Genomic DNA, 26,470 nt, shown 5'->3' with positions numbered 1-26,470 from the left:
CCAATACATGAATGGCGCAGAATCGATGCCGTGACGCATGAGAGCAGTTCGCAGCCGTTGCGCCCCGCCGAACTCGGCCAGGACTCGGCCGTCGCCCCGCTGGCACCGCAGTTGGCCCAGTTCGCGGCGGTCGCCAGGCTGGAGCACGTGACCCAGGCGGCGCAGCTGCTGGGTATGCCGCAGCCGACGCTCTCCCGGGCGGTGGCCCGGCTGGAGGCCGAACTGGGCCTGGACCTGTTGGCCCGTCAGGGCCGTACGGTCCGGCTGACCAGGGCGGGCCGCTTGCTGCTCGGCTCGGTGGAGCGGGCGCTGAGCGAGCTGGAGCGCGGTGTCGAGCAGGCCCGCGCGGAGACGGACCCGGTGACCGGGCGGGTGGCGTTCGGCTTCCTGCACACCATGGGGACCGACGCGGTGCCGGCGCTGCTGCGCGGCTTCCGGGTGGAGCACCCGCAGGTGCGGTTCCAGCTGGTGCAGGACTACGTCGCGGCGATGCTGGAGCGACTGCGTGCGGGCGAGCTGGACCTGTGCCTGGTCGCGCCGCTGCCGAACGCGCCCGACCTCACGGCCTGCCCGCTGGACGAGCAGCGGCTGTACCTGGTGGTCCCGTCCGACCACCGGCTCGCCGGACGGCGCCGGATCCGGCTGGCCGAGGTGGCCGACGAACCGTTCGTCGCGGTGGAGGAGGGGTACGGGCTGCGCTCGATCACCGACGCGTTCTGTGCGGAGGCCGGGTTCTCGCCCCGGATCGCCTTCGAGGGGGAGGAGGCGGAGACGCTGCGCGGGCTGGTCGCCGCCGGGCTCGGGGTGGCACTGCTGCCGCCGGGGCTGGTGCCGCGCCCCGGCGTGGTCGAACTGGAGGTGACCGCGCCCCGGACCCGCCGGGCGATCGGCCTGGCCTGGGTGACCGGCCGCCCGCTGACGCCGCCGGTGGCGGCGTTCCTGGACTTCGTCCGCTCCCGGCGCGGGCGGCTGCTCGACCACGACTAGCCGGGCCGGTCGGCCGGGGGCGCGTGCCCGGTGCCCTGCGCCCGTGCACAGCTTCGCGCGCCCCCTGAGCACCCGTTCGCCCGCCCTGCGGATGTCGAAGGGTGATCCTCTTGCGCCGTCCGAGTGATCGGCATAGTAAATCTACGCGCGTAGGGGCTACACTCCCGCAATGGAGAAGCAGATCCCTGTCGCTGCGGGCACCACAGGCCCCCGCATTCCCACCGCCGACCAGATCGCCCGTGCCCCGAAGGTGCTCCTGCACGACCACCTCGACGGCGGGCTGCGTCCTCAGACCATCGTCGAGCTGGCAGCCGCCTGCGGCTACGAGGGGCTCCCGACCACCGACCCCGCCAAGCTCGGCGAGTGGTTCCGCGAGGCCGCCGACTCCGGCTCGCTGGTCCGCTACCTGGAGACCTTCGCCCACACTTGCGCCGTGATGCAGACCCGTGAGGCGCTGATCCGGGTCGCCGCGGACTGTGCCGAGGACCTGGCTGCCGACGGCGTCGTGTACGCCGAGGTCCGGTACGCCCCCGAGCAGCACCTGGAGGCCGGCCTCACCCTCGACGAGGTGGTCGAGGCGGTCAACGAGGGCTTCCGCCTCGGCGAGGCCAACGCCCGTGCCAACGGTCACCGGATCCGGGTCGGCGCCCTGCTCACCGCGATGCGCCACGCCGCCCGCTCGCAGGAGATCGCCGAGCTGGCCAACCGTTTCCGCGACCAGGGCGTGGTCGGCTTCGACATCGCCGGCGCCGAGGCCGGGTACCCCCCCACCCGCCACCAGGCCGCCTTCGACTACCTCAAGGGCGAGAACAACCACTTCACCATCCACGCCGGTGAGGCCTTCGGCCTGCCGTCGATCTGGGAGGCCCTGCAGTGCTGCGGCGCCGACCGGCTCGGCCACGGTGTGCGCATCATCGACGACATCACCGTCCACGACGACGGCCGGGTCGAGCTGGGCCGCCTGGCCGCGTACGTGCGGGACAAGCGCGTCCCGCTGGAGATGTGCCCGACCTCCAACCTGCAGACGGCTGCCGCGACCTCGTACGCCGAGCACCCGATCGGCCTGCTCAGCCGGCTGAAGTTCCGGGTCACCGTCAACACCGACAACCGGCTGATGAGCGGCACCAGCATGAGCCGCGAGTTCGGGCACCTGGTCGAGGCGTTCGGCTACACCCTGGGCGACCTGGAGTGGTTCACCGTGAACGCGATGAAGTCGGCCTTCCTGCCGTTCGACGAGCGGCTCGCGATGATCAGCGACGTGATCAAGCCCGGCTACGCCGAGCTCAAGTCCGAGTGGCTGTTCAGCACCGGCGTCTGACGGTGGACCGGCGCCCGGGAGGTCTCCCGGGGCGGCGTCGGGTGTTGACGCGGCCCCGGAGTGCCCGAAACGGCGTCTGACAGGCGGTCGGATGGGCGCGGGACCGTCGCCGGGGCCCCGCGTTCATCCGACTGGTCACTCCTGTGAGTTAACGGTCGTTGTACCTCCCGGAACCTTGTCACTACGGTGGGCCAGTCACTGCTGACGCGGTGTAGCGGTGAGTGCCCCCGGGCGCACCCGCGCACCGGCCACCGACGAGGACCGAGGACCAACTGATGAAGCAGGCCACTCTGAAGGCTGCCGGAACCGCGGCGCTCGGCGTCGCGCTCGCGGCGGCGGCCGCCGGTTCCGCCTCCGCCGCCACCGGCGGTGGGCTCGGGCTCCCGACCAGCGCGCTGAGCCACTCCGACGCGCTCACCGGTGCCGCCACCAGCGCGACCGGCAAGCTTCCGGCGGCTGCCCCGGTCACCGAGGCGGTCGGCAACCTCAACTCCGGTGTCGGCTCCTCGCTGGCCCCCGCGGCCCCTGCCGCCGACGCTGACCCGCAGGCCCCGGCCGCCGCCACCAAGGCGGCGACCCGTGCCGGCCTCCCGGTCCCGGGTGCGGAGGGTCTGAGCAAGCTGCCCGGTGTCGGCACCCTCACCGGCGCCCTGCCCGGCGGCATCCCCGGCTGACCCGGCCGGACCGCGCGAGCGCGGTTCCCCGGCGGTGCCCGCTGCGGCGCCGCGACCCCCGACCCGGGCACTCCGCACGCCCGAACGCCCCGAAGGGCCGCCTGGACAGGCGGCCCTTCGGGGCGTTGTGGTGCCGGGAGCGGTCCTGGTGGTGGCCGGTTCACGGCTCCTGCGGGAGCAGCAGCCACAGGGCCAGGTAGATCAGGAACTGCGGGCCGGGCAGCAGGCAGGAGACCAGGAAGATGGTGCGGACGGTCCACGGGGAGAGGCCGAAGCGGTCGGCGATCCCGGCGCAGACACCGGCGATGACGCGGTTGTGGCGAGGACGGGCAAGCACGCTCATGGAGCTCTCCGAAGTCTTTCGGCCCGGTCCCGGTCTCTCCGGCGGGCATGACTCAATCTTCGGATCTGCGGCTGTCCGGAGCGTCGGCCGCGATGCTGATCCGACCCCCTGAACTCTCACCGGGGCGGCCCGGCGGGGGCTCAGGGTCGGTTCAGGGGTGGCCCCTGAGAACCGGCCGGTGGGCGGCGCCCAGCGGGGTGGGGACCGTGGTCGGCTGCAGTGCCGGGGCGGTGCCGGGCGTCGGCGCGTTCGAGGGCCTCGGCGCGGCTGCTGCGGCCGGCGCCTCGGCGGCCCGTCGGCGCAGTACGGACCGGCCGGTCGGGACGAAGGCCAGGTGGGTGGCGGCGACGCCGAGCGTGCCCAGCAGGATGTTGTCGACGTTGAGGACGTGCCCCGGCGTCCAGCCCTTGAGGATCTCCAGTGCGGTGGCCAGCAGTGCCGCACCGCCCGAGGTGTGCAGGAAGGACGGCAGCCAGCCGGTCCGCAGCCGGCCGCCGGCGAGCGGGAGCAGGACGCCGAGCGGTGCGAGCGGCAGCAGTCCGGCGGCCAGCTGCCGGGCGCCGGCGAGTCCGCCGACGGCCAGCGCCTGCCCCACCGAGGCGAAGGGGGTCAGGTTGGCCGGGTAGGTCCACCCGGCCGTCACCGGTCGCAGGACGAGCCATCCGACCAGCACCAGGTAGGCGGCGAGCACGGTCAGGGAGATCCGCTGCGCCCGGGGGGAGACCCCGGGCCGGGGGTCCGGTCCCCGGGTGCCCGGGGGCCGCGGCTGGTCGGACGATCCGCCCGGCGGCGCGTCCTTCGGCTGTTGTGGGGGCGCGGACTGGGAGGACCCCGGCGTGTACGGCGGAGCGTACGCCCTGTCGGTGGGGCTGCTCCCGGCCCGTACGCCGGTCCCGCGCTCGTGGCGCGTGGTGGTGCCATCTCGCTGCACGCGGGGGAGGACGCCGGGGCCGTCGTCCGTGGTTCCGCGCCCCGGTGCGCTGGTTTCGGGTAACCCGTTCACGGGCAGTGCGACGCCTCGGGCGAGGGAATCGCGCTGAACACACTGCTGGGACCCTTCGCCGAGGTGCCCGCTGTGACGCTCGCCGTCGCACTCGCCGTCGCACTCGGTGCGCCGGCCGAAGGGACCCCGGCCGACGGGGAGGGCGATCCGGAGGCCGCCGCGGAGGGCAGCGGACCGGTGCTCGGTGTCGGCGCCAGCACCGCCGTCGGAATCGTGTACGGGTTGGGGCAGGCCGTCCGGCTGGCCGGGGCACCCGCGTCGACGGGCACGGCGGTCGGCCGGATGCCGCAGCCCGTCGCAGCCGCCAGGACGGCGGCCAGCAGTGCGGCCGCCGCCGCGGTCCTGCGTACGTTCACTGGGCACCTTCCTGATCGGCCGCCTTGGCCTGCTGCGCGGTCGGAGCCCCGTCCGCGGACGGGACCGGCACGGAGGCCGGGTCCTGCTCCGCGGCGCCGTCCAGCGGGCCGCCCGGGGTGAGCGGCAGGGTCAGCGTGAAGACCGCGCCGACCTCGCCGTTGGCGGCGGTGATGGTGCCGCCGTGGATCTGTGCGTTGGCCATCGCGATGGACAGCCCGAGCCCGCTGCCCTCGGAGCGGGCCCGGCCCTTGTCGGCCTTGTAGAAGCGGTCGAAGACGTGCGGCAGCACGTCCTGCGGAATGCCGGGGCCGCTGTCGGAGACCTCGACCACCACGGTCCGGCCGGCCTGGCGGACCTTCACCCGCACCGGCGAGCCGCCGTGCTTGAGGGCGTTGCCGATCAGGTTGGCGAAGACCACGTCCAGGCGGCGCGGGTCGACCACCGCGAGGATCCCGCGCGGGGCGTCCACCTCGACCGCGTCGTACCAGGCCCGGCCGTCGATGCAGGACATGATCAGGTCGGCGATGTCCATCTCGTCCGCGACCAGCTTGGCGGTGCCGGCGTCGAAGCGGGTCACCTCCATCAGGTTCTCGACCAGGTCGGAGAGCCGCCGGGTCTCGCTGACCACCAGGCGGACGGCCGGCTCGATCATCGGGTCGAGCAGCTCGGCCTCGTCCTCCAGGATGTCCGTCACGGCCGTCATCGCGGTCAGCGGTGTGCGCAGCTCGTGCGACATGTCGGCGACGAACCGCCGGCTCTGCGCCTCGCGTGCGCTCAACTCCTCGACCTGCTCGGCGAGCGACGCCGCTGCCAGGTTGAACGTTCTTGCCAGGTCGGCGAGTTCGTCGCCGCCCTCGACGTCGAGCCGGGTGTCCAGCTTGCCCTCGCCGAGCTGCCTGGCCGCCTCGCCGAGGCGCTTCACCGGCCGCAGCACCGTGGCCGAGGCGGCCTGCGCCAGCAGCGCGGAGCCGATCAGCGCGAGCAGGGTGGCGATCGCCAGCGACCAGCCCAGGGTGTTCAGGTCGGCCCGCTCGTTCTCCAGCGACTTGAACATGTACGCCGTCGGCCCGCTCGGCGCCACCCTCGTGCCGCCGACCACGTACGGCTTCCCGTCCAGGTTCACCCGCTGCCAGTACAGGTGGTACGCGTACGGGTTGCCCGGGCCGACCTCGCGCGGCTTGGCCACCGCGGTGCGCAGCGGCTGCGGCACCTGGGCGAGCGTGAAGTTGGCGGGAGCGGACGAGGCGGCGCAGTCGGGCTGGTTCTCGTCGACCACCACCACCTGGTAGTTGAGGCCGGAGGTGGCCACCAGGTTCGCCAGGTTGGTCAGTTGCGGGCAACTGGCGTTCAGCGGCAGCTCGGAGACGTTGCGGGTGAGGGAGACCCGGAAGTCGTTCAGCGCGGTGTCCTGGGCGCGCTTGAGCACCGCGTCGCGGTTGAGCCAGTACGCGATCCCGGAGGCCGAGACGGCGGTGCACAGCGCGACGACGGCGAACACCGCGATCAGCCGCACCCGCAGCGAACGCAACTGCCGCCATCGCCAGGGGCGCGGGCGGCGCGGGGTATGAGGGTCAACAGTCAACAGGGGTTCTCACCAATGGTCGCTCAGGGCCGGGCCGCCGACGGCCCGTCAGACAGTCTCGCGGACGCCCCTCAGGGCTGGTTCGGCGGGTCGAGACGGTAACCCACCCCGCGCACCGTGCGGATCAGGGTCGGCGCCGAAGGTACATCCTCCACCTTGGCCCGCAGCCGCTGCACGCAGGCGTCCACCAGCCGGGAGTCGCCCAGGTAGTCGTGCTCCCAGACCAGCCGCAGCAGTTGCTGGCGGGACAGCGCCTGGCCGGGGCGGCGGCTCAGTTCGAGCAGCAGCCGCAGCTCGGTGGGCGTGAGCTGGAGGTCCTGGCCGTCCTTGGTGACGGTCATCGCCGAGCGGTCGATCACCACGCTGCCGTACGCCGAGGAGTCCGAGTTCTCCCGTTCGCCGCGGCGCAGCACCGCGCGGATCCGGGCGTCCAGCACCCGGGGCTGCACCGGCTTCACCACGTAGTCGTCCGCGCCGGACTCCAGGCCGACCACGACGTCGATGTCGTCCGAGCGCGCGGTCAGCAGGATGATCGGCAGCTGGTCGGTGCGGCGGATCCGGCGGCAGACTTCGAAGCCGTCGATTCCGGGCAGCATCACGTCCAGCACGATCAGGTCCGGACGCTGCTCCTTGAAGAGCTTCAGGCCGTCCTCTCCGGAGGCGGCCGTCACCACGCGGTGACCCTGGCGGGTGAGGGCGAGTTCGAGGCCGGTCCGGATGGCGTCGTCGTCCTCGATCAGAAGGAGGTATGGCACGGGCTCATTCTGGCTCACTCGGCGCACCGAATCACCTGCCGTGTCACGGCCGCCGGGGATGGGAACCGGAACGTGACCCGTCGGCGTCCAGGCTGGTGCGGAGGATGTGTGGACCAAAGTCCCGCCCGCTGTGACAGCCCTGTGACAGTCGGCGGACAGCGCCATGACGACCGGCAGGCAGGATTTTCCATGTCGCCGCAGCAACGCCCCGGCCCGAACGGCCCGGAGCGCGGCGGTGGACAGCGAACCGCTCGTACCGATCATGGGGGTGTCACGATGAACGCCACGCTCAAGACCCGCAGCACCGCGGCCGTCCGAAACGCGCGTTCGTCGGCAGTCGCCGCCAGGACACGCTTCGAGGTGCGGACGGACGAGACTTCCGGTGCCGTGATCGTACGGGGGTGCGCACACAGCACCGGGACCCGCCGCATCGGCGGCGGGAACAGGTCGGGGGACCTGTTCGGGGTCGGCCACCGGGGGACTGCGGCCGACGCCGGTTCGACCCTCACGCTGCGGGGAGTCCTCCCCGTCCGCGTGACGGGTCAGGGGAGTGCAACGGGCAACGGCGTTGCGGCCGGTCTCGGTTCGGGGGAGCCGACCGGTCGCACCGCCGCCACCGGGGCCACGGTGCTCCGCCTCCCCACCGTGGAGAAGGTCCAGCCGGTCGCAGCGGTCGCCGCGCCGGCCACCGCGCCGGCCGACGAGGACCACATCACCGAGTTCACCGCGTACGTCCGCGAGCGCCGTGCCTCGCTGTACGCCACCGCGTACCACCTGACCGGTGACCGGCACGAGGCCGAGGACCTGCTGCAGAGCGCGCTCTTCAGCACCTACCGCGCCTGGGGCCGGATCACCGACAAGGCGGCGGTCGGCGGCTACCTCCGCCGCACCATGACCAACCTGCACATCTCCGCCTGGCGGCGCCGCAAGGTCAACGAGTACCCGACCGAGGAGCTGCCGGAGACGGTCGGCGACACCGACGCGATGGGCGGCACCGAGCTGCGCGCCGTGCTCTGGCAGGCGCTGGCCAAGCTGCCGGAGAACCAGCGGACCATGCTGGTGCTCCGCTACTACGAGGGCCGCACCGACCCGGAGATCGCCGACATCCTCGGCATCAGCGTCGGCACGGTGAAGAGCAGCATCTGGCGCGCACTGCGCCGGCTGCGGGACGACGAGCAGCTGAACCGCACGGGTGACACCGTGCTGGCGTTCGGGGAGCTCGTCGCCTGAGAGCGACTCCCGTCGGGGGACGGGTGGGCAGGTCAAGGGGCGCGGGCGCCGGCTCGGGGGAGCGGCGGCCGACGGGGGCTCCCGAGGTCTGACCCAGCGGAGGGCCCGGTGCCGGGGAGAGGCACCGGGCCCTCCGTCATGTCCGGGGGCGGGGACCGGGCGGGACGGGGCGGGGACGGGGACGGGGACGGGGCGTGCGGTCCGAGGGGGTCGGCGGGCGGTGCGGCCCGCTCCGCAGGAGCCGGTGCGGGCGGGGGCCGCCGGGACCGCCCGGTTCCCGGCGCTTCCCGCGGCCGTCCCGGCCGGGTCTACTGCCGCTGCTGGAGGCGCAGTTGGAGCCAGCAGGACAGCCGGTCGTCCGGGTGGTCCAAGTCGAGGCCGAAGAGCTCCCTGGCCCGCCGCAGCCGGTACTTGAGGGTGTTGGGGTGCACCGACAGCCGTTCGGCCGCCTGGGCGATGTTGCCGACGGCGTCCAGCCACGCGGTGGTGCTGGCCGCGTAGGCGGTGTGCTGGACGCGGTCGTGCTCGACCATCGCGGTCACACCGGGGTGGCGCAGCCGGGGGCGGCGGGCCAGCTCGTCGGCGAAGTGGGCCAGCAGGACCCGGGCGTGCACCTCGGTCAGATCGGCGGTCCCGGGCGCCTGCCGGTCGTACGTGGTGACCCGGAGGATGTCGTCGACTTCGGCGCGCAGCTCGGTCAGCTCGCCCAACTCCTCGGCGGGGCGGCTGATCGCGGCCCGCAGCGGGGTGTTGCCGGGTTCGCCGGGTGCCCTGACCAGGGAACGGCCGACGGTGCTCACGGCCTGCTCCGCCAGCCGCCGCACGGCGGTGGGGGCGAGCTCGGGCAGCAGCGCGTACACCGTGCTGCCGAGCGCGGTGACGGCGGCCTCGGCGTGGACGGCGGACCAGTGCCGGGCGGTGACCGCGGCCAGCCGGGTGAGCTCGGGCGGCTCGCGGTCGGGCAGGCGCAGCGGGGCCAGGCCGACCAGGGTCACCGGCCGGGTCCGCTCGGAGAAGCCGAGCCTGAACCTGACCTCGGCCGCCGACCAGTGCCCGCTGAGCGCGCCGCGCAGCGCCTCCCCACGGGCGTGCAGGTCGAGCTCGGCGGCGCTGCGGCGGCGCAGCATGTGCAGGGCGGCGAGCCGGGCGCCGTCCAGCAGCGCCCGCTCGCCGGACCGGTCGAGGCCGTCCGGGCCCTCGATCGCCCAGAGGGTGCCGAGCGGCAGGTCCCCGGCGCGGATCGCGGCGGCGGCGCGCGGCAGCTCGTCCTCGGCCAGCGGAGGGAGCCGGACCACTCCGGGGGCGGCCAGCACCTCGCGGTACTGGCGCTGCTGCGCGGGCCGCTCGGCGGTGTCCGGCACCTGGCGCTCCAGGATGCCCCGGCGGCGCAGCTCGTCCATCCGCTGGTCGGGCAGGGAGGAGTAGGCGAGCACCCGGCGGTCCAGGTCCTCGACGGACACCGGGCCGCCGACCACGGCGGCGACGGCGTTGGCGAGGGCGAACAGCTCCTCGCTGGTCCCGCCGAGCATTGGCGATTCCGTCGGTTCCATGCCCGAACCTTAGGCGATTTTGCCAGAGACCGGTGCCCCGGACCTCCCGCACCATGGCTGGCACGAGCGGACGACGGCCGGCAGGGACCCTCCGGACCCGGACGCACCACCGGCCCCGTCCAGGAGAGGAAGTCCGGCCATGACCCTCGGCGCCGTCACGCCAGCATCCGCCCAGAACCGGCTGCTGACCCTGTTCCCGCAGGGCACCGCAGTCGCCGAGGGCGGCGAGCTGCTCATCGGCGGCTGCCGGGTGACCGAGCTGGCGGAGCGGTACGGCACCCCGGCCCTGCTGGTGGACGAGACCGCGCTGCGCACCCGGGCCCGCCGTTACGCCGACGGGCTGGCGGCGCGCTGGCCGAACTCGCGGGTGACCTTCGCGTCCAAGGCCTTCCCCTGCAGCGCCGTGTACCGGCTGCTGGCCCAGGAGGGCCTGGGCATGGACGTCGCCGGTGGCGGCGAGCTGACCCTGGCGCTGGCCGCCGGGGCCGACCCGGCCGGGCTGGTGGTCCACGGCAACGCCAAGACCGAGGAGGAGCTGCGGCTGGCGGTGTCGGCGGGGGCCGGGCTGATCGTGATCGACAACTTCGACGACATCGACCGGCTGGAGAAGATCGCCGTCGAGCACCCGGGCCGGGCGCAGGGCGTCCTGGTCAGGGTCACCCCCGACATCCGGCCCGACACCCACGCGGCGGTCTCCACCGGCCAGGCGGGCTCGAAGTTCGGCCTGTCGCCGGCCCGCGCCCGGGAGGCGATCGCGCGGCTGCGCGGCAGCGACCGGCTGCGGCTGGACGGCCTCCACGTGCACGTCGGTTCGCAGATCCTGCGGACCGAGCCGTTCACCCGGGCCGTCGAGGCGGTCGCGGAGCTGGGCGAGTTCGCGGTGTACGACCTCGGCGGCGGCCTCGGCTCCCGCTACACCTACCAGGACCGGCCGCCGAGCATCGAGCAGTACCTGGACGTCCTGGTCGCCGCCGCCCGCCGGGTGCTGCCCGTCGGGGCCCGCATCCTGATCGAGCCCGGCCGCTCGCTGGTCGCCGAGACCGGTGTCTCGCTCTACCGGGCGGTCACGGTCAAGGACGGCGAGCAGCCGATCGTCGCGGTGGACGGCGGTATGGGCGACAACCTCGAAGTCTCGCTGTACGCCCAGCGGTTCGAGGCCACCGTCGCCACCCGGGTCGGCGGCGGCGAGCCGTGCCGGCTGGTCGGGCGGCACTGCGAGTCCGGCGACACGCTCAGCGACGGCGTCCTGCTGCGCGACCCGCGCCCCGGGGACCTGATCGCCGTACCGGCCACCGGTGCCTACACCTACGCGCTCAGCAACAACTACAACGGAGCCCGCCGGCCGCCGGTGGTGTTCTGCGGCGAGGGGCGTTCGCGGGCGGTGGTGCGGCGGGAGACGTACGAGGACCTGATGCGGCGGGACCTGGCGTGAGGGGGCTCCTCGCGCCGGGTCGGCTCGCCGCCCTCAGCCGGGCGGGCGGGCGGCGGCGCCGGGCCGGTGCTGCCCGGCTTGCGGTGTCTCAGGCCCCGACCGCCGCAGGCGTCCGCGCGGCCACCGTCCGCACCCGGCGCTCGGCCTCCGGTCCGGCGCAGGCGTACGCGCCGAGGCCGACCTGCCGGGACACGATGCCGTGCTCGGCACGCATCAGCCGCCACCCGCGCCGCAGCAGCACCGGCAGCGACTTGCGCCCCTCGCGGACGTCCCGCCGCAGGCGCCGCCAGGCGGTGGTGAGCGGGTGGTTGCGCAGGCAGAGCGCGTCGCCGAGCAGCTCCTCGGCCGCGCACTGTTCGGCGATCTCGGCGGCGAAGATCCCCTCGGCGATGAACGCCGGGGCGCCGTCGAGGTGCAGGGTACGGGTGCCGATCCGGCCGTTGTCCGGGATCGAGTACACCGGCACCTCGGCCCGGCCGCTCTCCGCCAGCTGCCGGATCGCCGCCACCGCCTGCTCGCGGTGCCAGGCGAGCGGCGAGTCCCAGTCCACCCCGCCGTCCGGGAGCAGGGGGAGCGTCGGGTCGTCGCCGTCCTTGTAGAAGTCGTCCAGCTGGAGCACCGGCAGCCCGGCTCTGGCGGCGAGTGAGGACTTGCCCGAACCGGAGGGCCCGGAGAGCAGTACCACGTGGGCACGGGGTATCGACGGCTGGTTCAGCGGGGAGTCACTCACGGGACACCAGTCTGACGCATCAGGCACCGATGCCGAAACCGGGCGTACGTCACCTCTTGGTCTCCGGCGTACGGCTCAGCCGTTGCCCAGCGCCAGCCGGACGGAGCCCAGGTAGCGGGTGTGCACCTGGATGTTCACGGCGGCCCCGGCACCGGGCGGCTGGTAGACGGTGGCGGCCCAGTCGTGGTCGTACCAGGTGTCCGGTTCGGGGTCGAAGAACTCGCCGCCGGGCTCGAACTCCAGGTACGGGTACCGCCGCGAGCCGAAGGCAGCGGTGGCCCTGGCCGGGGTGAACAGCAGACTGCCGCCGGTGTACTGGGGCGGCCAGCCGGGGCGCTCGGAGCGGACGGAGCACGGGATGCGGACCGGGAGTCCGGCCGCCAACCGCCGCTGCGCCCGGCGGGCCCGCAGCGCCCGCAGCGGCCCGTCCCCCATCAGCACGGCAAGGTCGGCCAGGATCTCCCACACAGCTGCTCTCCCCACGGTCGCGGACTTCTGTGAGGGAGGACCGCCGGTGCGCGGTCCTGGTTGCCCGCCGATCGGCGGGTTCCACCCCGGCGGGCGGCGGGCGCACCCGGCGGTCGGCCGGGCCCACAAGACGACGGACCCGCACCAGGGGGGGAGAGGTGCGGGTCCGTCTACGGCTCGTCCGGGCCCCTGGGGGGAGTGGGGCGCTGGGGACGGCCGGTCCGTGGTGCGGTCAGATACCCATCGGGTGCCAGACCGTCTTGGTCTCCAGGAACGAGAGTAGCCGCTCGGTTCCGGGCGCGTTGGTCCAGTCCAGGGCGGTCGGGTCGACCGCCGGGCGGAGCACCCGCTTGAGGGTCTCGGCGGCCGCGGCCTCCAGCTCGGTGGCGGAGCCCGGGCCTTCGGCGGCGATCGCGCCGGAGAGGTCGAGCCCGTTCACGTCCTGGTGCGAGGCGAGGGTGGGCGCGATGTCGGCGGTACGGCCGGAGATCACGTTGACCACGCCGCCCGGCAGGTCGGAGGTGGCCAGCACCTCGCCCAGCGAGAGCGCCGGCAGCGGGGCGTCGGCGGCGGCGGCCACCACGACCGTGTTGCCGGTGGCGATCACCGGGGCGATCGCCGAGACCAGGCCGAGGAACGAGAACCCGTACCCGGACTGCGGCGCCACGACGCCGACCACACCGGTCGGTTCGGGGGTGGACAGGTTGAAGTACGGACCGGCGACCGGGTTGGCCCCGCCCGCGATCTGCGCCACCTTGTCCGTCCAGCCCGCGTACCAGACCCAGCGGTCGATCGCGGCGTCCACCAGGGCGGCGGCCTTCTTGCTGCCGATGCCCTCGGCGGTGGCCACCTCGGCGGCGAACTGCTCGCGGCGGCCCTGCAGCATCTCGGCGACGCGGTAGAGGACCTGGCCGCGGTTGTACGCGGTGGTGCCCGACCAGCCCTTGACCGCCGCGCGGGCGGCGAGGACGGCGTCCCGGGTGTCCTTGCGGGTGCCGAGCGGGGCGTTGGCGAGCCACTGGCCCTTGCTGTCCGTCACCTCGTACACCCGCCCGCTCTCGGAGCGCGGGAACTTCCCGCCGACGTACAGCTTGTAGGTCTTGAAGACGTCAAGTCGCGTGCTGAGCTCAGACATCGAGGTAGGCCTCCAGACCGTGGCGGCCACCCTCGCGGCCGTAGCCCGACTCCTTGTAGCCGCCGAACGGCGAGGTCGGGTCGAACTTGTTGAAGGTGTTCGCCCACACCACACCGGCCTTGAGCTGGTTCGCCATCCACAGGATGCGCGAGCCCTTCTCGGTCCAGATACCGGCGGAGAGGCCGAACTGGGTGTTGTTGGCCTTCTCCACGGCCTCGGTGGGCGTGCGGAAGGTCAGCACCGAGAGCACCGGGCCGAAGACCTCCTCGCGGGCGATCCGGTGCGCCTGGCTGACCCCGGTGAACAGGGTCGGGCGGAACCAGTAGCCGGCGGAGGGGAGTTCGCAGTCCGGGGCCCAGCGCTCGGCGCCCTCGGCCTCGCCGATGGCGGACAGCTCGGTGATCCGGGCCAGCTGGGCGGCCGAGTTGATCGCGCCGATGTCGGTGTTCTTGTCCAGCGGGTCGCCGACCCGCAGGGTGGCCATCCGGCGCTTCAGGGCGTCCAGCAGCTCGTCCTGGATGGATTCCTGGACCAGCAGCCGGCTGCCGGCGCAGCAGACGTGGCCCTGGTTGAAGAAGATGCCGTTGACGATGCCCTCGACGGCCTGGTCGAGCGGCGCGTCCTCGAAGACGATGTTCGCGGCCTTGCCGCCGAGTTCGAGGGAGAGCTTCTTGCGGGTGCCGGCCACCTGCTTGGCGATCGCCCGGCCGACCGGGGTCGAGCCGGTGAAGGCGACCTTGTTGACGTCCGGGTGGGAGGTCAGCGCGGCGCCGGTGCGGCCGTCACCGGTGACGATGTTGACGACGCCCTTGGGCAGACCGGCCTGACGGCAGATCTCGGCGAAGCGCAGTGCGGTCAGCGGGGTGGTCTCGGCGGGCTTGAGGACCACGGTGTTGCCGGTGGCGAGCGCGGGAGCGATCTTCCACGCCAGCATCATCAGCGGGAAGTTCCACGGGATGACCTGGCCGGCCACGCCCAGAGGCCGCGGGTTGGCGCCGTAGCCGGCGAAGTCCAGCTTGTCGGCCCAGCCCGCGTAGTAGAAGAAGTGCGCGGCGACCATCGGGAGGTCGAAGTCGCGGGTCTCGCGGATCGGCTTGCCGTTGTCGATCGACTCCAGCACGGCCAGCTCGCGCGAACGCTCCTGGATGATCCGGGCGATCCGGAACAGGTACTTGGCGCGCTCGCTGCCCGGCAGTGCCGACCAGTCGGTGAACGCCTTGCGGGCGGCGGCGACCGCGCGGTCGACGTCCTCGTCCGTACCCTGCGCGAACTCGGCCAGGACCTGCTCGGTGGCCGGGTTGACGGTCTTCAGCGCCTCGCTGCCGCTGGAGTCCACGAACTCGCCGCCGATGAAGTGGCCGTACGAGGTCGCGATGTCGCCCGCGGCGGCGGGGGACTCGGGGGCGGGGGCGTACTCGAAGAGGCGGCCCTTGGGGCTCACGGTCTCTTCCGCCTTCTTGTTGTTCTTGGCCATGGTCTCAGTCCACCGTCACGTAGTCGGGACCGGAGTACCGGCCGGTGGTCAGCTTCTGACGCTGCATCAGCAGGTCGTTCAGCAGGCTGGAGGCGCCGAAGCGGAACCAGTGCGGGGTCAGCCAGTCGTCACCCAGGGTCTCGTTGACCATCACCAGGTACTTCATGGCGTCCTTGGTGGTCTTGATGCCACCAGCGGGCTTCACGCCGACCTGGATGCCGGTCAGCGCCTTGAAGTCGCGGACGGCTTCGAGCATCAGCAGCGTCACCGGGGGAGTGGCGTTGACCGCGACCTTGCCGGTGGAGGTCTTGATGAAGTCGGCCCCGGCCAGCATGGCCAGCCAGGAGGCGCGGCGCACGTTGTCGTACGTCTGCAGCTCACCGGTCTCGAAGATCACCTTGAGGTGGGCGGAGGTGCCGTCCGGGCGCTTGCACGCCTCCTTGACGGCGACGATCTCGTTGTAGACGTCGAGGTAGCGGCCGGAGAGGAAGGCGCCACGGTCGATCACCATGTCGATCTCGTCGGCACCGGCCGCGACCGCGTCGGCGGTGTCGGCCAGCTTGACCGGGAGCGCGGCGCGCCCGGCCGGGAACGCGGTGGCGACGGAGGCGACCTGGATGTCGGTCCCCTTCAGCGCGGCCTTCGCGGTGGCGACCATGTCCGGGTAGACACAGATCGCGGCGACGCGGGGAGCGGTCGGATCGCTCGGGTCGGGGTTCCGGCCCTTGGTGCACAGCGCGCGCACCTTGCCGACCGTGTCCGCGCCTTCCAGCGTGGTCAGGTCGATCATCGAGATGGCCAGGTCGATGGCGTACGCCTTGGCCGTGGTCTTGATCGAACGGGTACCGAGGGAGGCGGCGCGGGCTTCCAGGCCGACGGCGTCGACGCCGGGCAGGCCGTGCAGGAAGCGACGGAGCGAGGCCTCGGACGCCGCAACGTCCTGAAGGCCGCCGCCCGCAGCGCCGAGGGCGTTGGCTGCAACAGTGGACATGGTCACAAGGGCAGCATATCTACGCGCGTAGTCACGTGCTAGGGAGGGCCCCTTATCGATGCGGGACCGAGACCTGCGGCGGCCGCCGGGCGCTTCTGGGGCGGGTGCGGGGCGGCTTCGGAGCGACTTCGGAGCGACTTCGGAGCGACTTCGGAGCGACTTCGGAGCGACTCTGCGGCGGCCCTGGGGGCGCGAGGGCAGTGCGTGGGGCGTGCGAGGGTCGGCAGGCCGCCGGCCGCCGACTGTCAGCGCTGTCGGTGTCGGCATCGGTGGTGCCGTCGGTGCTCCCGGGGCCGGCAGGGCGGTCGGCGGCTCGTCCGTGCAGGCCGGTGCGGGTGTGAGAGCGTCCGCATTTCGTGATGTCAGGCCCATGGGGAACCCGGTTCCCATGGGGCAGAATCGTCCCCATGACCGAATCCGACGGCACGCCCGACCCGGGCAGCGCCGCACCCGAGGAGAAGTACGCCGACCGCGTCTACCGCTCCGTCCCCGGCGTCATCTCCGGCGTACTGCTGCTCGCCGTCGCCGGGTGGCTGATCGTCGACGCCATCGTGACCGGCACCGGCCGCACCCCGTGGATCGCGCTCGCCGCCGCCCCGGTCTTCGCCCTTCCGGTGATCGCGTACACACTGCGTCCCGTCGTGTACGCGAACGAACGGCGGCTGCTCGTCCGCAACCCGCTGCGGACCGTGGAGGCGCCGTGGGCTTCGGTCGACGCGCTGCGGGCCGGGTACTCGGTGGAGCTGCTGGCCGCCGGGAAGAAGTACCAGGTCTGGGCCGTCCCGGTGTCGCTCCGCCAGCGCAAGCGGGCCAACCGGGCGGCGAACAGGGCGGCCGGCGCCGCCGCCGAGGCGTTCTCGGACCGGACGCGCACCTTCGGTCAGCCCGCCCAGTCGCGGCGCGGGCTGCGGCAGGGCGACTCGGACCCGACCCGTGCGTGGTCGGACCAGGTGGTCGACACCCTGCAGGAGATCGCCGAGCGCAATGCGGGCCGCCCCGACGCGGTCGGCCCGGTCGCGGTCCGCTGGTGCTGGTGGATCATCGCGCCCACGCTGGTCGGCCTGGTCGCCTTCGTCACGCTGATCGCCGTGACCTGAGCGCCTGCCGGACCTGAACGCCTGCCGGACCTGAACGCCTGCTGTGCCCCGGGCTCGGCCGTGACCCCGGGCTGGGGTCGGCCCTGACCCGGGAACCGAGTCCGCGCCCCCCGGGGCCGAGCCCGAGCCGTCGGCTCGCCGTGATCCGGCAGCGGGCCGTGACCTGGCGGTGGCCGCTCGGGACCGGCCTCCGGGCCCCCGTGACGCGAACGGGCCCGGTGCTCCGATCGAGGAGATCGGAGCACCGGGCCCGTTCGCCTGCCGCACACCGGCCGCACACCGATCGGTGTCTGACGCCGGTTCGGTGCGGTCGGTCGATCAGATGCCGGCGGCTGCGGCGAGGTCGCGCTTGATGGCGTCCAGGACGGCGGCGGCCCGCTCGCGGGCCCCGCCGAGTTCGGTGGCGGTGGCGACCGGCAGGACGACCTCCAGGTAGCACTTCAGCTTGGGCTCGGTGCCGGACGGGCGGACGACGATCCGGGCCGACCGCACGCCCTCGCCGGCCAGGTAGTAGCGCAGGCCGTCGGTGGGCGGCAGGTCGGCGGAGCCGGCGGTCAGGTCGTCGGCCCGGGTGACCTGCAGCCCGGCCAGGACGGTCGGCGGCTGCTCGCGCAGGCGCTGCATCGCGTTGGCGATCAGCGACAGGTCCTGCACCCGGACCGAGAGCTGGTCGGTGGCGTGCAGGCCGTGTGCCAGCGCCAGGTCGTCCAGCAGGTCGCTGAGGGTGCGGCCGGACTGCTTGAGGGTTGCGGCGAGCTCGGCGACCAGCAGGGCGGCGGTGATGCCGTCCTTGTCCCGGACGCCCGACGGGTCGACGCAGTACCCGAGCGCCTCCTCGTAGCCGTAGCGCAGACCGTCGGCGCGGGCGATCCACTTGAAGCCGGTCAGCGTCTCGGCGTAGTCCAGCCCGGCTGCGGCGGCGATCCGGCCCAGCAGGGTGGAGGAGACGATGGTGGTGGCGAAGGTGCCGACGGCCTTCTTGGCGACCAGGGCCTCGCCGAGCAGCACGCCCACCTCGTCGCCGCGCAGCATCCGCCAGCCGCCGTTGGCACCGTTGCCGCGGTCCGGGACGGCCACGGCGCAGCGGTCGGCGTCCGGGTCGTTGGCGATGATGATGTCCGGGCCGACCGCGGCGGCGGTGCGGAACGCGAGGTCCATCGCGCCCGGCTCCTCCGGGTTGGGGAAGGCCACGGTCGGGAAGTCGGGGTCCGGCTCGGCCTGTTCGGCGACCACGGTGGGCGCGGGGAACCCGGCCTTGGCGAAGGCGGACAGCAGGACGTCCCGGCCGACGCCGTGCAGCGGGGTGTAGACGACGTCCAGGTCGCGGGCGCCGTCGGCGTCGACGGTGGTGACGGCGCGGTCGAGGTACGCCTCGATGACGTCCTCGCCGAGCACCTCCCAGCCGCTCTCGGCGCGCGGGACGTCGGTGAGCGAGGCGATGGCGTCGATCTCGTCGGCGATACCGGCGTCGGCGGGCGGGACGATCTGCGAGCCGTCGCCCAGGTAGACCTTGTAGCCGTTGTCCTGCGGCGGGTTGTGGCTGGCGGTGACGGTGACACCGGCGGCGGCGCCGAGGTGGCGGATCGCGAAGGCCAGGACCGGGGTGGGCAGTGGGCGCGGCAGCAGGGCGGCGCGCAGTCCGGCGCCCACCATCACGGCGGCGGTGTCGCGGGCGAAGTCGTACGACTTGTGGCGGGCGTCGTAGCCGATCACCACGAGGTCGCCGAGCTGCTGCTTCTTGACGTAGGCGGCGAGGCCGGCGGCGGCGCGGATCACCACGGCGCGGTTCATCCGCATGGGACCGGCGCCGAGTTCACCGCGCAGGCCCGCGGTGCCGAACTGGAGACGGCCGTCGAAGCGTTCGGCCAGCCTGGACCAGGCGATGCGCTCCTCGCTCTCGGCGTCGGGGCCTTCGGCGGCGGCCAGCAGGGCGGTCAGTTCCTCGCGGGTCTGCGGGTCGGGGTCCTCGGCGAGCCAGGTCCGTGCCCGGGCGAGGAGGTCGGTGGTGGATGCCTGCGCCATAGCTCTGCCAGCTCCATCTGAGGGTCGGTGGGGTCCGGGACGCTGCGGGGCCCAGGACCGGGGCGGGGTCGGAGGGAGATCCGGGTGGAGGTGAGGTCCCGGCCGGAGGTCCGGTTGGGGCTCCGGTTGGAGATCCGGGTCGGACGGGATCCGGGTGGAGGGAGTTCAGGATCGGTCGACACAAGGCCGTCGGACCGATGGCGGACAACAGGTGACAGATTCTGAAATCCGTCATCGGTCATCCGTCGTCGCTCCGACGGCCCCTGTCTACTGATTCTGCGTCAGCTCGGGCTCAGATCCGCTCAAGGACCTTGGCCAGCAGCGCGCCCATCCGCTCGGCGCTGGCCTTGCCGGCCTCCAGCACCTCGGCGTGGTTGAGCGGCTCGCCGGTCATGCCGGCGGCCAGGTTGGTGACCAGGGAGATGCCGAGCACCTCGGCGCCGGCCTCGCGGGCGGCGATGGCCTCCAGGGTGGTGGACATGCCGACCAGCTCGCCGCCGAGCACCCGGGCCATGTTGACCTCGGCCGGGGTCTCGTAGTGCGGGCCGCGGAACTGGACGTAGACGGCCTCGTCCAGCGACGGGTCCACCTCGCGGCAGAGCTCGCGCAGGCGCGGCGAGTACAGGTCCGTCAGGTCGACGAAGTTGGCGCCGACGATCGGGGAGTCCGCGGTCAGGTTGATGTGGTCGCTGATCAGGACCGGCTGGCCGGGCGTCCAGCCCTGGCGGAGACCGCCGCAGCCGTTGGTCAGCACGATGACCTCGCAGCCCGCGGCGGCCGCGGTGCGGACGCCGTGGACCACGGTGGCCACGCCGTAGCCCTCGTAGTAGTGGTTGCGGCCGAGGAAGATCAGGGCGCGCTTGTCGCCGATCTTGACGGACCGGATGTTGCCGGAGTGCCCCGCGACCTTGGGAGCCGGGAAGCCGGGGAGCTCGGTGATGGGGAACTCGAAGTTGCCCGGAGCCGACGGGTCACCCAGCGCGTCGGCGGCCGGCACCCAGCCGGAGCCCATCACCAGGGCGAAGTCGTGGCGCTCGGCACCGGTCAGCTCGCGCAGGCGCGCAGCGGCGGCCTGGGCGGCGGCGTAGGGGTCGGCGGAGACGACCGACTGAGGAGTTGCGTTCACATCGCCGAGGATAGACAAAGATTCGCCTACGCGCGTAGACAGTCGGCCCAAGCCATGCCGGATTGTTACCCGGTTGACCCGAAACGACAGGCCGGGGCCGGTTTCCGGCCCCGGCGGCTGTCGGAAGGTCCGAACGCCCGGGGTCCCGGGCGCCCCCTGGGCCCCGGAAGTCGGCCCCCGGGGGGCGTCAGGGGACTCGGACGCCCCCGGGCGCCGGGCCGGGCCGGCCCGGTGCTCAGCAGGGTCGGCGCCGCAGGTCCAGCACGTAGTCGTCGGGAGCGCCGGCGCTCTCCGCCGCGTCCGCGATGAGCCCGAGGTAGCGCGCGGCGGGCAGGCCGCCCTCGTAGTCGTTGAGGACGTACGTCCAGACCGGGATGTCCCCGTCCAGGGTGTGGGCGCGCAGCCGGATCTTGCGGTAGATGCCGAGCTGGAGGCCCTCCCAGCGGTCGAGGCCGTCCTCGTCCATCGGGGCGACGTCGTACAGGGAGACGAAGACCTGGTGCTTCTCGTCCTCGACGACGGTGGCCAACGAGCCCTCCCAGCCGAGGTGTTCGCCGCCGAAGGTCAGTCGCCAGCCGTCCAGCCAGCCGGTGCCGCGCAGCGGGGAGTGGGGCGCGCGGCGGCTCATCTGCCGGGCGTCGAGGTTGGTGGCGTACGCGGCGTAGAGGGGCATGGGCGTCAGCCTACGGGAGGCCCGGGCGCCGACAGGGGGCGGGGAGTGTTCATCGTCACATCGGCTTGGAGGTGAGCACATAGCAACGCCCCCGGCGTGGCTTTGGTTCCGGCGTGCGGGACAATGGTGGACGTGACTCGGATCGTGATCATCGGTGGCGGACCCGGCGGATACGAGGCGGCCCTGGTGGCCGCCCAACTCGGCGCGGAGGTGACCGTCGTCGACCGCGACGGTCTGGGTGGATCGGCGGTGCTGACGGACTGCGTGCCGTCCAAGACCCTCATCGCGACCGCCGAGGTGATGACCACCTTCGACAGCTCCTACGAGGAGCTGGGCATCACCGTCGCCGACGACACCCCGCCGCTGGAGCGGCCGGCCCGGGTGGTCGGCGTGGACCTCGGCAAGGTCAACCGACGGGTCAAGCGGCTGGCGATCGCCCAGTCCCACGACATCACCCAGTCCGTGACCCGGGCGGGCGTGACGGTCCTGCGCGGCAAGGGCAGCCTCGCCCCCGGCGGCCAGCACGTGGACGGCTCGCGCGACGTGGTGGTCGAGCGCGAGGACGGCAGCACCGAGTCGCTGCGTGCCGACGCCGTGCTCATCGCCACCGGCGCGCACCCCCGCGAGCTCCCCGACTCCCGGCCGGACGGCGAGCGCATCCTCACCTGGACCCAGGTCTACGACCTGGAGGAGCTGCCGCGCGAGCTGATCGTGGTCGGCTCCGGCGTCACCGGCGCCGAGTTCGCCGGCGCCTACCAGGCGCTCGGCTCCGAGGTCACCCTGGTCTCCTCCCGCGACCGCGTGCTGCCCGGTGAGGACCCGGACGCCGCCGAGGTGCTGGAGGAGGTCTTCCGGCGCCGCGGCATGAACGTGATGAGCCGCTCCCGCGCCGAGACCGTCAAGCGCGTCGGCGACCACGTCGAGGTCACCCTGGCGGACGGCAAGGTCATCCGGGGCACCCACTGCCTGATGGCGGTCGGCTCGATCCCGAACACCGCCGACATGGGCCTGGAGGAGGCCGGGGTCAAGCTCAACGACTGGGGCCAGGTCCAGGTCGACCGGGTCTCCCGCACCACCGCCCCCGGTGTGTACGCGGCTGGTGACTGCACCGGCGTCTTCATGCTCGCCTCGGTCGCCGCGATGCAGGGCCGGATCGCCATGTACCACGCGCTGGGCGACGCGGTGCAGCCGCTCAACCTCAAGACCGTGGCCTCCAACGTCTTCACCGACCCGGAGATCGCCACCGTCGGCTACACCGCCGCCGACGTCTCCTGCGGCAAGATGGACGCCGTCGAGGTCAAGCTCCCGCTGCGCGGCAACCCCCGGGCGAAGATGCAGGGCATCCGGGACGGCTTCGTGAAGCTGTTCTGCCGCCCCGGCACCGGCATCGTGGTCGGCGGCGTCGTGGTCGCCCCCAGGGCCAGCGAACTCATCCACTCGATCTCGCTCGCCGTGGACAACAACTTGACGGTCGAACAGGTGGCCAGTGCGTTCACGGTCTACCCGTCCGTCTCCGGCTCCACCGCCGAGGCCGCGCGGCAGCTGCACATCCGCAAGCGGGAGAGCTCGGACTCCTGAGCTGTGAAAGCGAGTTGAGGCGGCCGCCGCGGCGGCCGCCTCTGCCGTCCCCGGCGGGGCTCACCCGTGCGGCGGAGCGCTCAACGGCCTTGCTGACGGCGCGTATTGTACGGTCGCGCGCTGCTCCGACGTGAGCATTTCCCGTTACCAGGAGCAAACGCCTGAAAGCAGACGGTCATTCAGGTTACCGTCGGTTCTGTGTTTGCAGCAGAACGTCGCCAGTTGATCCTCGAAATGGTGCGGGCCAACGGAGCCGTGTCGCTCCGTGAGCTGGCCCGCGTCGTCCAGACCTCCGAAGTCACCGTACGCCGAGACGTCCGGGCCCTGGAGGCCGAAGGGCTGCTCGACCGCCGGCACGGCGGCGCGGTGCTCCCCGGCGGTTTCACCAGGGAGCCCGGCTACCCGCAGAAGACCCACCTCGCCGCGGCCGAGAAGAGCGCCATCGCCGACCTCGCGGCAAGCCTGGTCGAGGAGGGCGACGCCGTGGTGGTCGGTGCCGGCACCACGACCCAGGAGCTGGCCCGCCGTCTGGCCCGGGTCCCCGGGCTGACGGTGGTCACCAACTCGCTGCTCGTCGCCCAGGCCCTGGCGCACGCCAACCGGGTCGAGGTGGTGATGACGGGCGGCACCCTGCGCGGCTCCAACTACGCGCTGGTGGGCAGTGGGGCCGAGCAGTCGCTGCACGGCCTGCGGGTCTCCAAGGCCTTCATCTCCGGCAGTGGGTTGACGGCCGACCGCGGCCTGTCGACCACCAACATGCTCTCCGCGAGCGTGGACCGGGCGTTGGTGCAGTCGGCCGCCGAGGTCATCGTCCTCGCCGACCACACCAAGCTCGGCGCGGACACCATGTTCCAGACCGTGCCCACCGAGGCGATCACCCGTCTGGTCACGGACGAGCACGCCGCCGCGGAGGACCCGACCGCCAGGGAGCTGGACGCGCTGGCCGACTGCGGCGTGCAGATCGCCGTCGCGCCGCTCGGCCTGACCGCGGAGCCGCCCGTGCACCAGTCCGTGCCCGCCGTCGCCGTCGCCCCGCGCCGCACCGCTCCGCCGCCCGGCCCCGCCCCCCTGCCCGGCCAGCGCCGACCCGGTGCGCACGGCGGCCCCCCCACCCAACTTCCCTCGCGCCTCGCAGAGTTGGGTGCCCCTCGCGGCCGCTAGCCGTAGCGGAACGTTCAACCCGGCCGTGTGGGCCCCCGGGAGCGGGGGTCCAGGGGTGCGGAGAGGTGCGTGGAGCCGCAGGGAGCGCATGTACGGCCGGGTCGCGTGCTGCTGAGGCGTGATCGGCCGGGTCGCGTTCGACTGGGCCGTGTGCTGCTGAGGCGTGACCGGCTGGGTCGCGTGCGGGTGTCGCAGGTTCTCCGGGTTCCGTCCCCCCGGGGGGCCCGCCCGGTCCTGAGGGGCCGCTCTCGTTCCCGAGGACCCACTCCCGCTGTCGGGGCGGCTCGGCCGCACCGGAAACGCGACCGGTCCGCACACCCGGAGGTGTACGGACCGGTCCACGGGTCGTGCCGTGGTGTCAGTCCTTGATCTCGCAGAGGGCCGCACCGCTGCTGACGCTGGCGCCGACCTCGGCCTTGAGGCCGACGATGGTGCCCGCCTTGTGGGCGTTCAGCGGCTGCTCCATCTTCATCGCCTCCAGCACCACGATCAGCTCACCCTCGGCGACGGTCTGGCCTTCCTCGACCGCGACCTTGACGATGGTGCCCTGCATCGGCGAGGCCAGCGTGTCACCGCTGACCGCCGAGCCGGCCTTCTTCGTGCCGACCCGGCGCTTGGCCGCGGCCTTGCCGGTCGCCGCGCCCGCGGCCGGAGCCGAGGCGACGCCGAGCGAGGACGGCAGCGAGACCTCGATCCGCTTGCCGCCGACCTCGACCACCACGGTCTCGCGGCCCTCGGGCTCCTCGCCGTCGCCGCCCGCGCCGGTGAAGGCGGGGATGGTGTTGTTGAAGTCGGTCTCGATCCAGCGGGTGAAGACCGTGAACGGCTCTTCGCTGCCGGTGAGTTCGGGAGCGAACGCGGGGTCGGTGACCACGGCCTGGTGGAACGGGATCGCGGTGGCCATGCCCTCGACCTTGAACTCGGCCAGCGCCCGCGCGGCCCGCTGCAGCGCCTGCTTGCGGGTCGCGCCCGTGACGATCAGCTTGGCCAGCAGCGAGTCCCACGCCGGGCCGATCACCGAACCGCTCTCCACGCCCGCGTCCAGCCGGACACCCGGACCGGACGGCGGTGCGAACAGCGTCACCGTGCCCGGGGCGGGGAGGAAGTTGCGCCCCGGGTCCTCGCCGTTGATCCGGAACTCGAACGAGTGGCCGCGGACCTCGGGGTCGTCGTAGCCGAGCTCCTCGCCGTCGGCGATCCGGAACATCTCGCGGACCAGGTCGATCCCGGTGACCTCCTCGGAGACCGGGTGCTCGACCTGCAGACGGGTGTTGACCTCCAGGAAGGAGATCAGGCCGTCCTGCGCGACCAGGAACTCACAGGTGCCGGCGCCGACGTAGCCCGCCTCGCGGAGGATCGCCTTGGACGCCCGGTACAGCTCGGCGTTCTGCTCGTCCGTCAGGAACGGTGCCGGAGCCTCCTCCACCAGCTTCTGGTGGCGGCGCTGCAGGGAGCAGTCACGGGTGGAGACGACGACCACGTTGCCGTGGCTGTCCGCCAGGCACTGGGTCTCGACGTGCCGGGGGTTGTCCAGGTAACGCTCGACGAAGCACTCGCCGCGCCCGAACGCGGCCACGGCCTCGCGGACCGCGGAGTCGTACAGCTCCGGGATCTCCTCCAGCGTGCGGGCCACCTTCAGGCCGCGCCCGCCGCCGCCGAAGGCGGCCTTGATGGCCACCGGCAGACCGTGCTCGGTCGCGAACGCCACGACCTCGTCCGCGCCCGACACCGGGTCCGGCGTGCCGGCGACCAGCGGCGCACCCGCGCGCTGCGCGACATGCCGGGCGGTCACCTTGTCACCGAGGTCGCGGATGGCCTGCGGCGGCGGGCCGATCCAGGTCAGGCCCGCGTCCAGCACGGCCTGGGCGAACTCGGCGTTCTCCGACAGGAAGCCGTACCCCGGGTGGACGGCGTCCGCACCCGAGTCGGCGGCTGCCTGGAGGACCTTGGCGATGTCCAGGTAGCTGGTGGCGGGGGTGTCGCCGCCGAGCGCGTAGGCCTCGTCGGCCGCGCGGACGTGCAGCGCGTCCCGGTCCGGTTCGGCGTACACGGCGACGCTGGCAATACCGGAATCCCGGCAGGCCCGGGCGACGCGGACGGCGATTTCCCCGCGATTGGCGATGAGCACCTTGCGCACTGTGGCTCCCTTCTTGAACCTCGTTGAGTCTAGGGATTGCCGGGTCGTACCGGCGAGTAGCCCCAGGTGGTGAGCTTGCCCACACGGAGCGTGACACTGATTCGTGATCGGTTGAGCACGGAGCGGGACGCTTTGCAGGTGGCGGAGGCTGTGTGGGGTGGTCGTCGGCGGTCTACGGGAGTCCGCGGCGCCCTGCCGGGTGCCGTGGCCTTCGCCACAGTCGCTCGACGGCAGCGGCGCCAGCCTATCGGCCGCTCTGTTCGGCGGGAGTGGGCCGGAGCGACAGATGTGAGGGCCTGGATCTGTCAGGATCCGCAGCACGGTTCCGAAATGGACCCGAATGGTCCGGTGTGCCGGAAATCCGGCAGTCGGACGGGTCGGGCGCGGCCGGCTCGTCGACGGGCGTGGTTGTCGGCCGAGGCCGGGAGCGGCCGTCCGGGCGCGTCTGTCCCGGGGGCGGCTGTCCGGGCGCGTCGAGGTTTCGTCGGGCTCGGCAGGGCCCGAACGGCGGGAAGCCGTCCCGGCGGGTTCGGCCGACCGCTTCGGGGCGCCTCGACCGCGTCGGAGTGTCCCACCGAGGGCGAGCCCGGCCCGCCAGGTGCGGCCGTCCCTCGCGGGCACCGGTGCCCGCCCGAGCCGACACCCCC

The 26,470-nt window shown here is 73.1% G+C and carries 23 protein-coding genes; 8 read left to right on the top strand and 15 right to left on the bottom strand.

What is annotated here, in order from left to right; translation table 11 throughout:
• Nucleotides 1-30: 30 nt before the first annotated feature.
• From ACFC1R_RS00420 to ACFC1R_RS00410, 3 genes are all read left to right on the top strand, one after another.
• On the top strand, nucleotides 31-987 hold the full coding sequence (locus tag ACFC1R_RS00420; RefSeq protein WP_375930367.1) for a LysR family transcriptional regulator: 957 nt from the start codon (nucleotides 31-33) through the stop codon (nucleotides 985-987).
• A 169-nt stretch (nucleotides 988-1,156) separates the two neighbouring features.
• A complete protein-coding gene (locus ACFC1R_RS00415) occupies nucleotides 1,157-2,305 on the top strand; it encodes an adenosine deaminase (RefSeq protein ID WP_375930364.1) in 1,149 nt (382 codons plus the stop codon).
• A gap of 275 nt (nucleotides 2,306-2,580) precedes the next feature.
• Nucleotides 2,581-2,979, top strand: coding sequence for a hypothetical protein (locus ACFC1R_RS00410; protein ID WP_375930362.1), 399 nt, complete (start codon nucleotides 2,581-2,583; stop codon nucleotides 2,977-2,979).
• 160 nt (nucleotides 2,980-3,139) lie between these two features.
• Here ACFC1R_RS00410 and ACFC1R_RS00405 read toward each other — a convergent pair whose 3' ends face one another.
• The 5 genes from ACFC1R_RS00405 to ACFC1R_RS00385 all read right to left on the bottom strand — a co-directional run bounded on the left by ACFC1R_RS00405 (nucleotide 3,140) and on the right by ACFC1R_RS00385 (nucleotide 7,019).
• The gene (locus tag ACFC1R_RS00405) at nucleotides 3,140-3,322 is read right to left on the bottom strand and encodes a PspC domain-containing protein (protein WP_375930359.1); all 183 of its coding nucleotides are present in this window, start codon (nucleotides 3,320-3,322) and stop codon (nucleotides 3,140-3,142) included.
• A gap of 151 nt (nucleotides 3,323-3,473) precedes the next feature.
• Nucleotides 3,474-4,013 carry a VanZ family protein gene (locus ACFC1R_RS00400; RefSeq protein WP_375930356.1) on the bottom strand — a complete coding sequence of 180 codons (540 nt, stop codon included), beginning with the start codon at nucleotides 4,011-4,013 and terminating at the stop codon, nucleotides 3,474-3,476.
• Between the two features lie 308 nt (nucleotides 4,014-4,321).
• Nucleotides 4,322-4,681, bottom strand: a complete 360-nt coding sequence (locus ACFC1R_RS00395; RefSeq protein WP_375930353.1) for a hypothetical protein — start codon at nucleotides 4,679-4,681, stop codon at nucleotides 4,322-4,324.
• The gene (locus ACFC1R_RS00390) at nucleotides 4,678-6,264 is read right to left on the bottom strand and encodes an ATP-binding protein (protein ID WP_375930350.1); all 1,587 of its coding nucleotides are present in this window, start codon (nucleotides 6,262-6,264) and stop codon (nucleotides 4,678-4,680) included. The genes ACFC1R_RS00395 and ACFC1R_RS00390 overlap by 4 nt, the downstream gene beginning before the upstream one ends.
• 71 nt (nucleotides 6,265-6,335) lie before the next feature.
• Nucleotides 6,336-7,019 (bottom strand): response regulator transcription factor, encoded by a 684-nt coding sequence (locus ACFC1R_RS00385; RefSeq protein WP_045305896.1) that lies wholly within the window; start codon nucleotides 7,017-7,019, stop codon nucleotides 6,336-6,338.
• A 276-nt stretch (nucleotides 7,020-7,295) separates the two neighbouring features.
• Between ACFC1R_RS00385 and ACFC1R_RS00380 the strand changes: the two genes are divergently transcribed.
• Nucleotides 7,296-8,249, top strand: coding sequence for a SigE family RNA polymerase sigma factor (locus ACFC1R_RS00380; protein WP_375930347.1), 954 nt, complete (start codon nucleotides 7,296-7,298; stop codon nucleotides 8,247-8,249).
• 308 nt (nucleotides 8,250-8,557) lie between these two features.
• Here the strand turns inward: ACFC1R_RS00380 and ACFC1R_RS00375 are convergent, their stop codons facing one another.
• Nucleotides 8,558-9,799, bottom strand: a complete 1,242-nt coding sequence (locus tag ACFC1R_RS00375; protein WP_375930344.1) for a PucR family transcriptional regulator — start codon at nucleotides 9,797-9,799, stop codon at nucleotides 8,558-8,560.
• Nucleotides 9,800-9,938: 139 nt separating this feature from the next.
• On the opposite strand from ACFC1R_RS00375, the gene lysA reads away from it, so the two are divergent.
• Nucleotides 9,939-11,231 carry a diaminopimelate decarboxylase gene (gene lysA, locus ACFC1R_RS00370; RefSeq protein WP_375930341.1) on the top strand — a complete coding sequence of 431 codons (1,293 nt, stop codon included), beginning with the start codon at nucleotides 9,939-9,941 and terminating at the stop codon, nucleotides 11,229-11,231.
• 88 nt (nucleotides 11,232-11,319) lie between these two features.
• Here lysA and ACFC1R_RS00365 read toward each other — a convergent pair whose 3' ends face one another.
• From ACFC1R_RS00365 to deoC, 5 genes are all read right to left on the bottom strand, one after another.
• On the bottom strand, nucleotides 11,320-11,961 hold the full coding sequence (locus ACFC1R_RS00365; RefSeq protein ID WP_375930338.1) for an ATP-binding protein: 642 nt from the start codon (nucleotides 11,959-11,961) through the stop codon (nucleotides 11,320-11,322).
• A 75-nt stretch (nucleotides 11,962-12,036) separates the two neighbouring features.
• Entirely contained in the window at nucleotides 12,037-12,429 is a 393-nt protein-coding gene (locus tag ACFC1R_RS00360) for a hypothetical protein (protein WP_375930336.1), read from the bottom strand.
• Nucleotides 12,430-12,661: 232 nt separating this feature from the next.
• On the bottom strand, nucleotides 12,662-13,564 hold the full coding sequence (locus tag ACFC1R_RS00355) for an aldehyde dehydrogenase family protein (protein WP_375930333.1): 903 nt from the start codon (nucleotides 13,562-13,564) through the stop codon (nucleotides 12,662-12,664).
• Nucleotides 13,557-15,038 carry an aldehyde dehydrogenase family protein gene (locus ACFC1R_RS00350; protein WP_375930331.1) on the bottom strand — a complete coding sequence of 494 codons (1,482 nt, stop codon included), beginning with the start codon at nucleotides 15,036-15,038 and terminating at the stop codon, nucleotides 13,557-13,559. Before ACFC1R_RS00350 ends, ACFC1R_RS00355 begins: the two co-directional genes overlap by 8 nt.
• Nucleotides 15,039-15,042: 4 nt before the next feature.
• Nucleotides 15,043-16,029 carry a deoxyribose-phosphate aldolase gene (gene deoC, locus ACFC1R_RS00345; protein ID WP_375930328.1) on the bottom strand — a complete coding sequence of 329 codons (987 nt, stop codon included), beginning with the start codon at nucleotides 16,027-16,029 and terminating at the stop codon, nucleotides 15,043-15,045.
• 407 nt (nucleotides 16,030-16,436) lie between these two features.
• On the opposite strand from deoC, the gene ACFC1R_RS00340 reads away from it, so the two are divergent.
• Entirely contained in the window at nucleotides 16,437-17,126 is a 690-nt protein-coding gene (locus tag ACFC1R_RS00340; RefSeq protein ID WP_375930325.1) for a PH domain-containing protein, read from the top strand.
• Nucleotides 17,127-17,444: 318 nt separating this feature from the next.
• Here ACFC1R_RS00340 and ACFC1R_RS00335 read toward each other — a convergent pair whose 3' ends face one another.
• From ACFC1R_RS00335 to ACFC1R_RS00325, 3 genes are all read right to left on the bottom strand, one after another.
• Nucleotides 17,445-19,148 (bottom strand): phospho-sugar mutase, encoded by a 1,704-nt coding sequence (locus ACFC1R_RS00335; protein ID WP_375930322.1) that lies wholly within the window; start codon nucleotides 19,146-19,148, stop codon nucleotides 17,445-17,447.
• A gap of 292 nt (nucleotides 19,149-19,440) precedes the next feature.
• Nucleotides 19,441-20,274: a purine-nucleoside phosphorylase gene (locus ACFC1R_RS00330; RefSeq protein WP_375930319.1), complete on the bottom strand. Its 834-nt coding sequence runs from the start codon at nucleotides 20,272-20,274 to the stop codon at nucleotides 19,441-19,443.
• Nucleotides 20,275-20,509: 235 nt separating this feature from the next.
• Complete coding sequence (locus ACFC1R_RS00325) at nucleotides 20,510-20,947, bottom strand: gamma-glutamylcyclotransferase (RefSeq protein ID WP_375930316.1); 438 nt, start codon at nucleotides 20,945-20,947, stop codon at nucleotides 20,510-20,512.
• Nucleotides 20,948-21,070: 123 nt separating this feature from the next.
• Here ACFC1R_RS00325 and ACFC1R_RS00320 point away from each other — a divergent pair, with 123 nt between their 5' ends.
• On the top strand, nucleotides 21,071-22,525 hold the full coding sequence (locus tag ACFC1R_RS00320) for an NAD(P)H-quinone dehydrogenase (protein WP_375930313.1): 1,455 nt from the start codon (nucleotides 21,071-21,073) through the stop codon (nucleotides 22,523-22,525).
• Nucleotides 22,526-22,759: 234 nt separating this feature from the next.
• Nucleotides 22,760-23,686: a DeoR/GlpR family DNA-binding transcription regulator gene (locus ACFC1R_RS00315; RefSeq protein WP_375930888.1), complete on the top strand. Its 927-nt coding sequence runs from the start codon at nucleotides 22,760-22,762 to the stop codon at nucleotides 23,684-23,686.
• 358 nt (nucleotides 23,687-24,044) lie between these two features.
• Here the strand turns inward: ACFC1R_RS00315 and ACFC1R_RS00310 are convergent, their stop codons facing one another.
• Nucleotides 24,045-25,823, bottom strand: coding sequence for an acetyl/propionyl/methylcrotonyl-CoA carboxylase subunit alpha (locus tag ACFC1R_RS00310; RefSeq protein ID WP_375930310.1), 1,779 nt, complete (start codon nucleotides 25,821-25,823; stop codon nucleotides 24,045-24,047).
• Between the last annotated feature and the right edge of the window lie 647 nt (nucleotides 25,824-26,470).

The sequence above is a fragment of the Kitasatospora sp. NPDC056138 genome, from assembly GCF_042264695.1.
GTDB lineage: Bacteria > Actinomycetota > Actinomycetes > Streptomycetales > Streptomycetaceae > Kitasatospora.
Note: the sequence above shows the minus strand (reverse complement) of the source record. Positions and strands in the feature narration are given on the sequence as shown.

Excerpts from the sequence above, each read along its gene's own strand:
- ACFC1R_RS00315 (WP_375930888.1), top strand. The coding sequence starts at position 22,760 with ATGGTGCGGGCCAACGGAGCCGTGTCGCTCCGTGAGCTGGCCCGCGTC.
- ACFC1R_RS00325 (WP_375930316.1), bottom strand. The coding sequence starts at position 20,947 with ATGCCCCTCTACGCCGCGTACGCCACCAACCTCGACGCCCGGCAGATG.
- ACFC1R_RS00340 (WP_375930325.1), top strand. The coding sequence starts at position 16,437 with ATGACCGAATCCGACGGCACGCCCGACCCGGGCAGCGCCGCACCCGAG.
- ACFC1R_RS00355 (WP_375930333.1), bottom strand. The coding sequence starts at position 13,564 with ATGTCTGAGCTCAGCACGCGACTTGACGTCTTCAAGACCTACAAGCTG.
- ACFC1R_RS00380 (WP_375930347.1), top strand. The coding sequence starts at position 7,296 with ATGAACGCCACGCTCAAGACCCGCAGCACCGCGGCCGTCCGAAACGCG.
- ACFC1R_RS00405 (WP_375930359.1), bottom strand. The coding sequence starts at position 3,322 with ATGAGCGTGCTTGCCCGTCCTCGCCACAACCGCGTCATCGCCGGTGTC.
- deoC (WP_375930328.1), bottom strand. The coding sequence starts at position 16,029 with ATGTCCACTGTTGCAGCCAACGCCCTCGGCGCTGCGGGCGGCGGCCTT.
- ACFC1R_RS00320 (WP_375930313.1), top strand. The coding sequence starts at position 21,071 with ATGGTGGACGTGACTCGGATCGTGATCATCGGTGGCGGACCCGGCGGA.
- lysA (WP_375930341.1), top strand. The coding sequence starts at position 9,939 with ATGACCCTCGGCGCCGTCACGCCAGCATCCGCCCAGAACCGGCTGCTG.
- ACFC1R_RS00415 (WP_375930364.1), top strand. The coding sequence starts at position 1,157 with ATGGAGAAGCAGATCCCTGTCGCTGCGGGCACCACAGGCCCCCGCATT.
- ACFC1R_RS00410 (WP_375930362.1), top strand. The coding sequence starts at position 2,581 with ATGAAGCAGGCCACTCTGAAGGCTGCCGGAACCGCGGCGCTCGGCGTC.
- ACFC1R_RS00350 (WP_375930331.1), bottom strand. The coding sequence starts at position 15,038 with ATGGCCAAGAACAACAAGAAGGCGGAAGAGACCGTGAGCCCCAAGGGC.
- ACFC1R_RS00335 (WP_375930322.1), bottom strand. The coding sequence starts at position 19,148 with ATGGCGCAGGCATCCACCACCGACCTCCTCGCCCGGGCACGGACCTGG.
- ACFC1R_RS00375 (WP_375930344.1), bottom strand. The coding sequence starts at position 9,799 with ATGGAACCGACGGAATCGCCAATGCTCGGCGGGACCAGCGAGGAGCTG.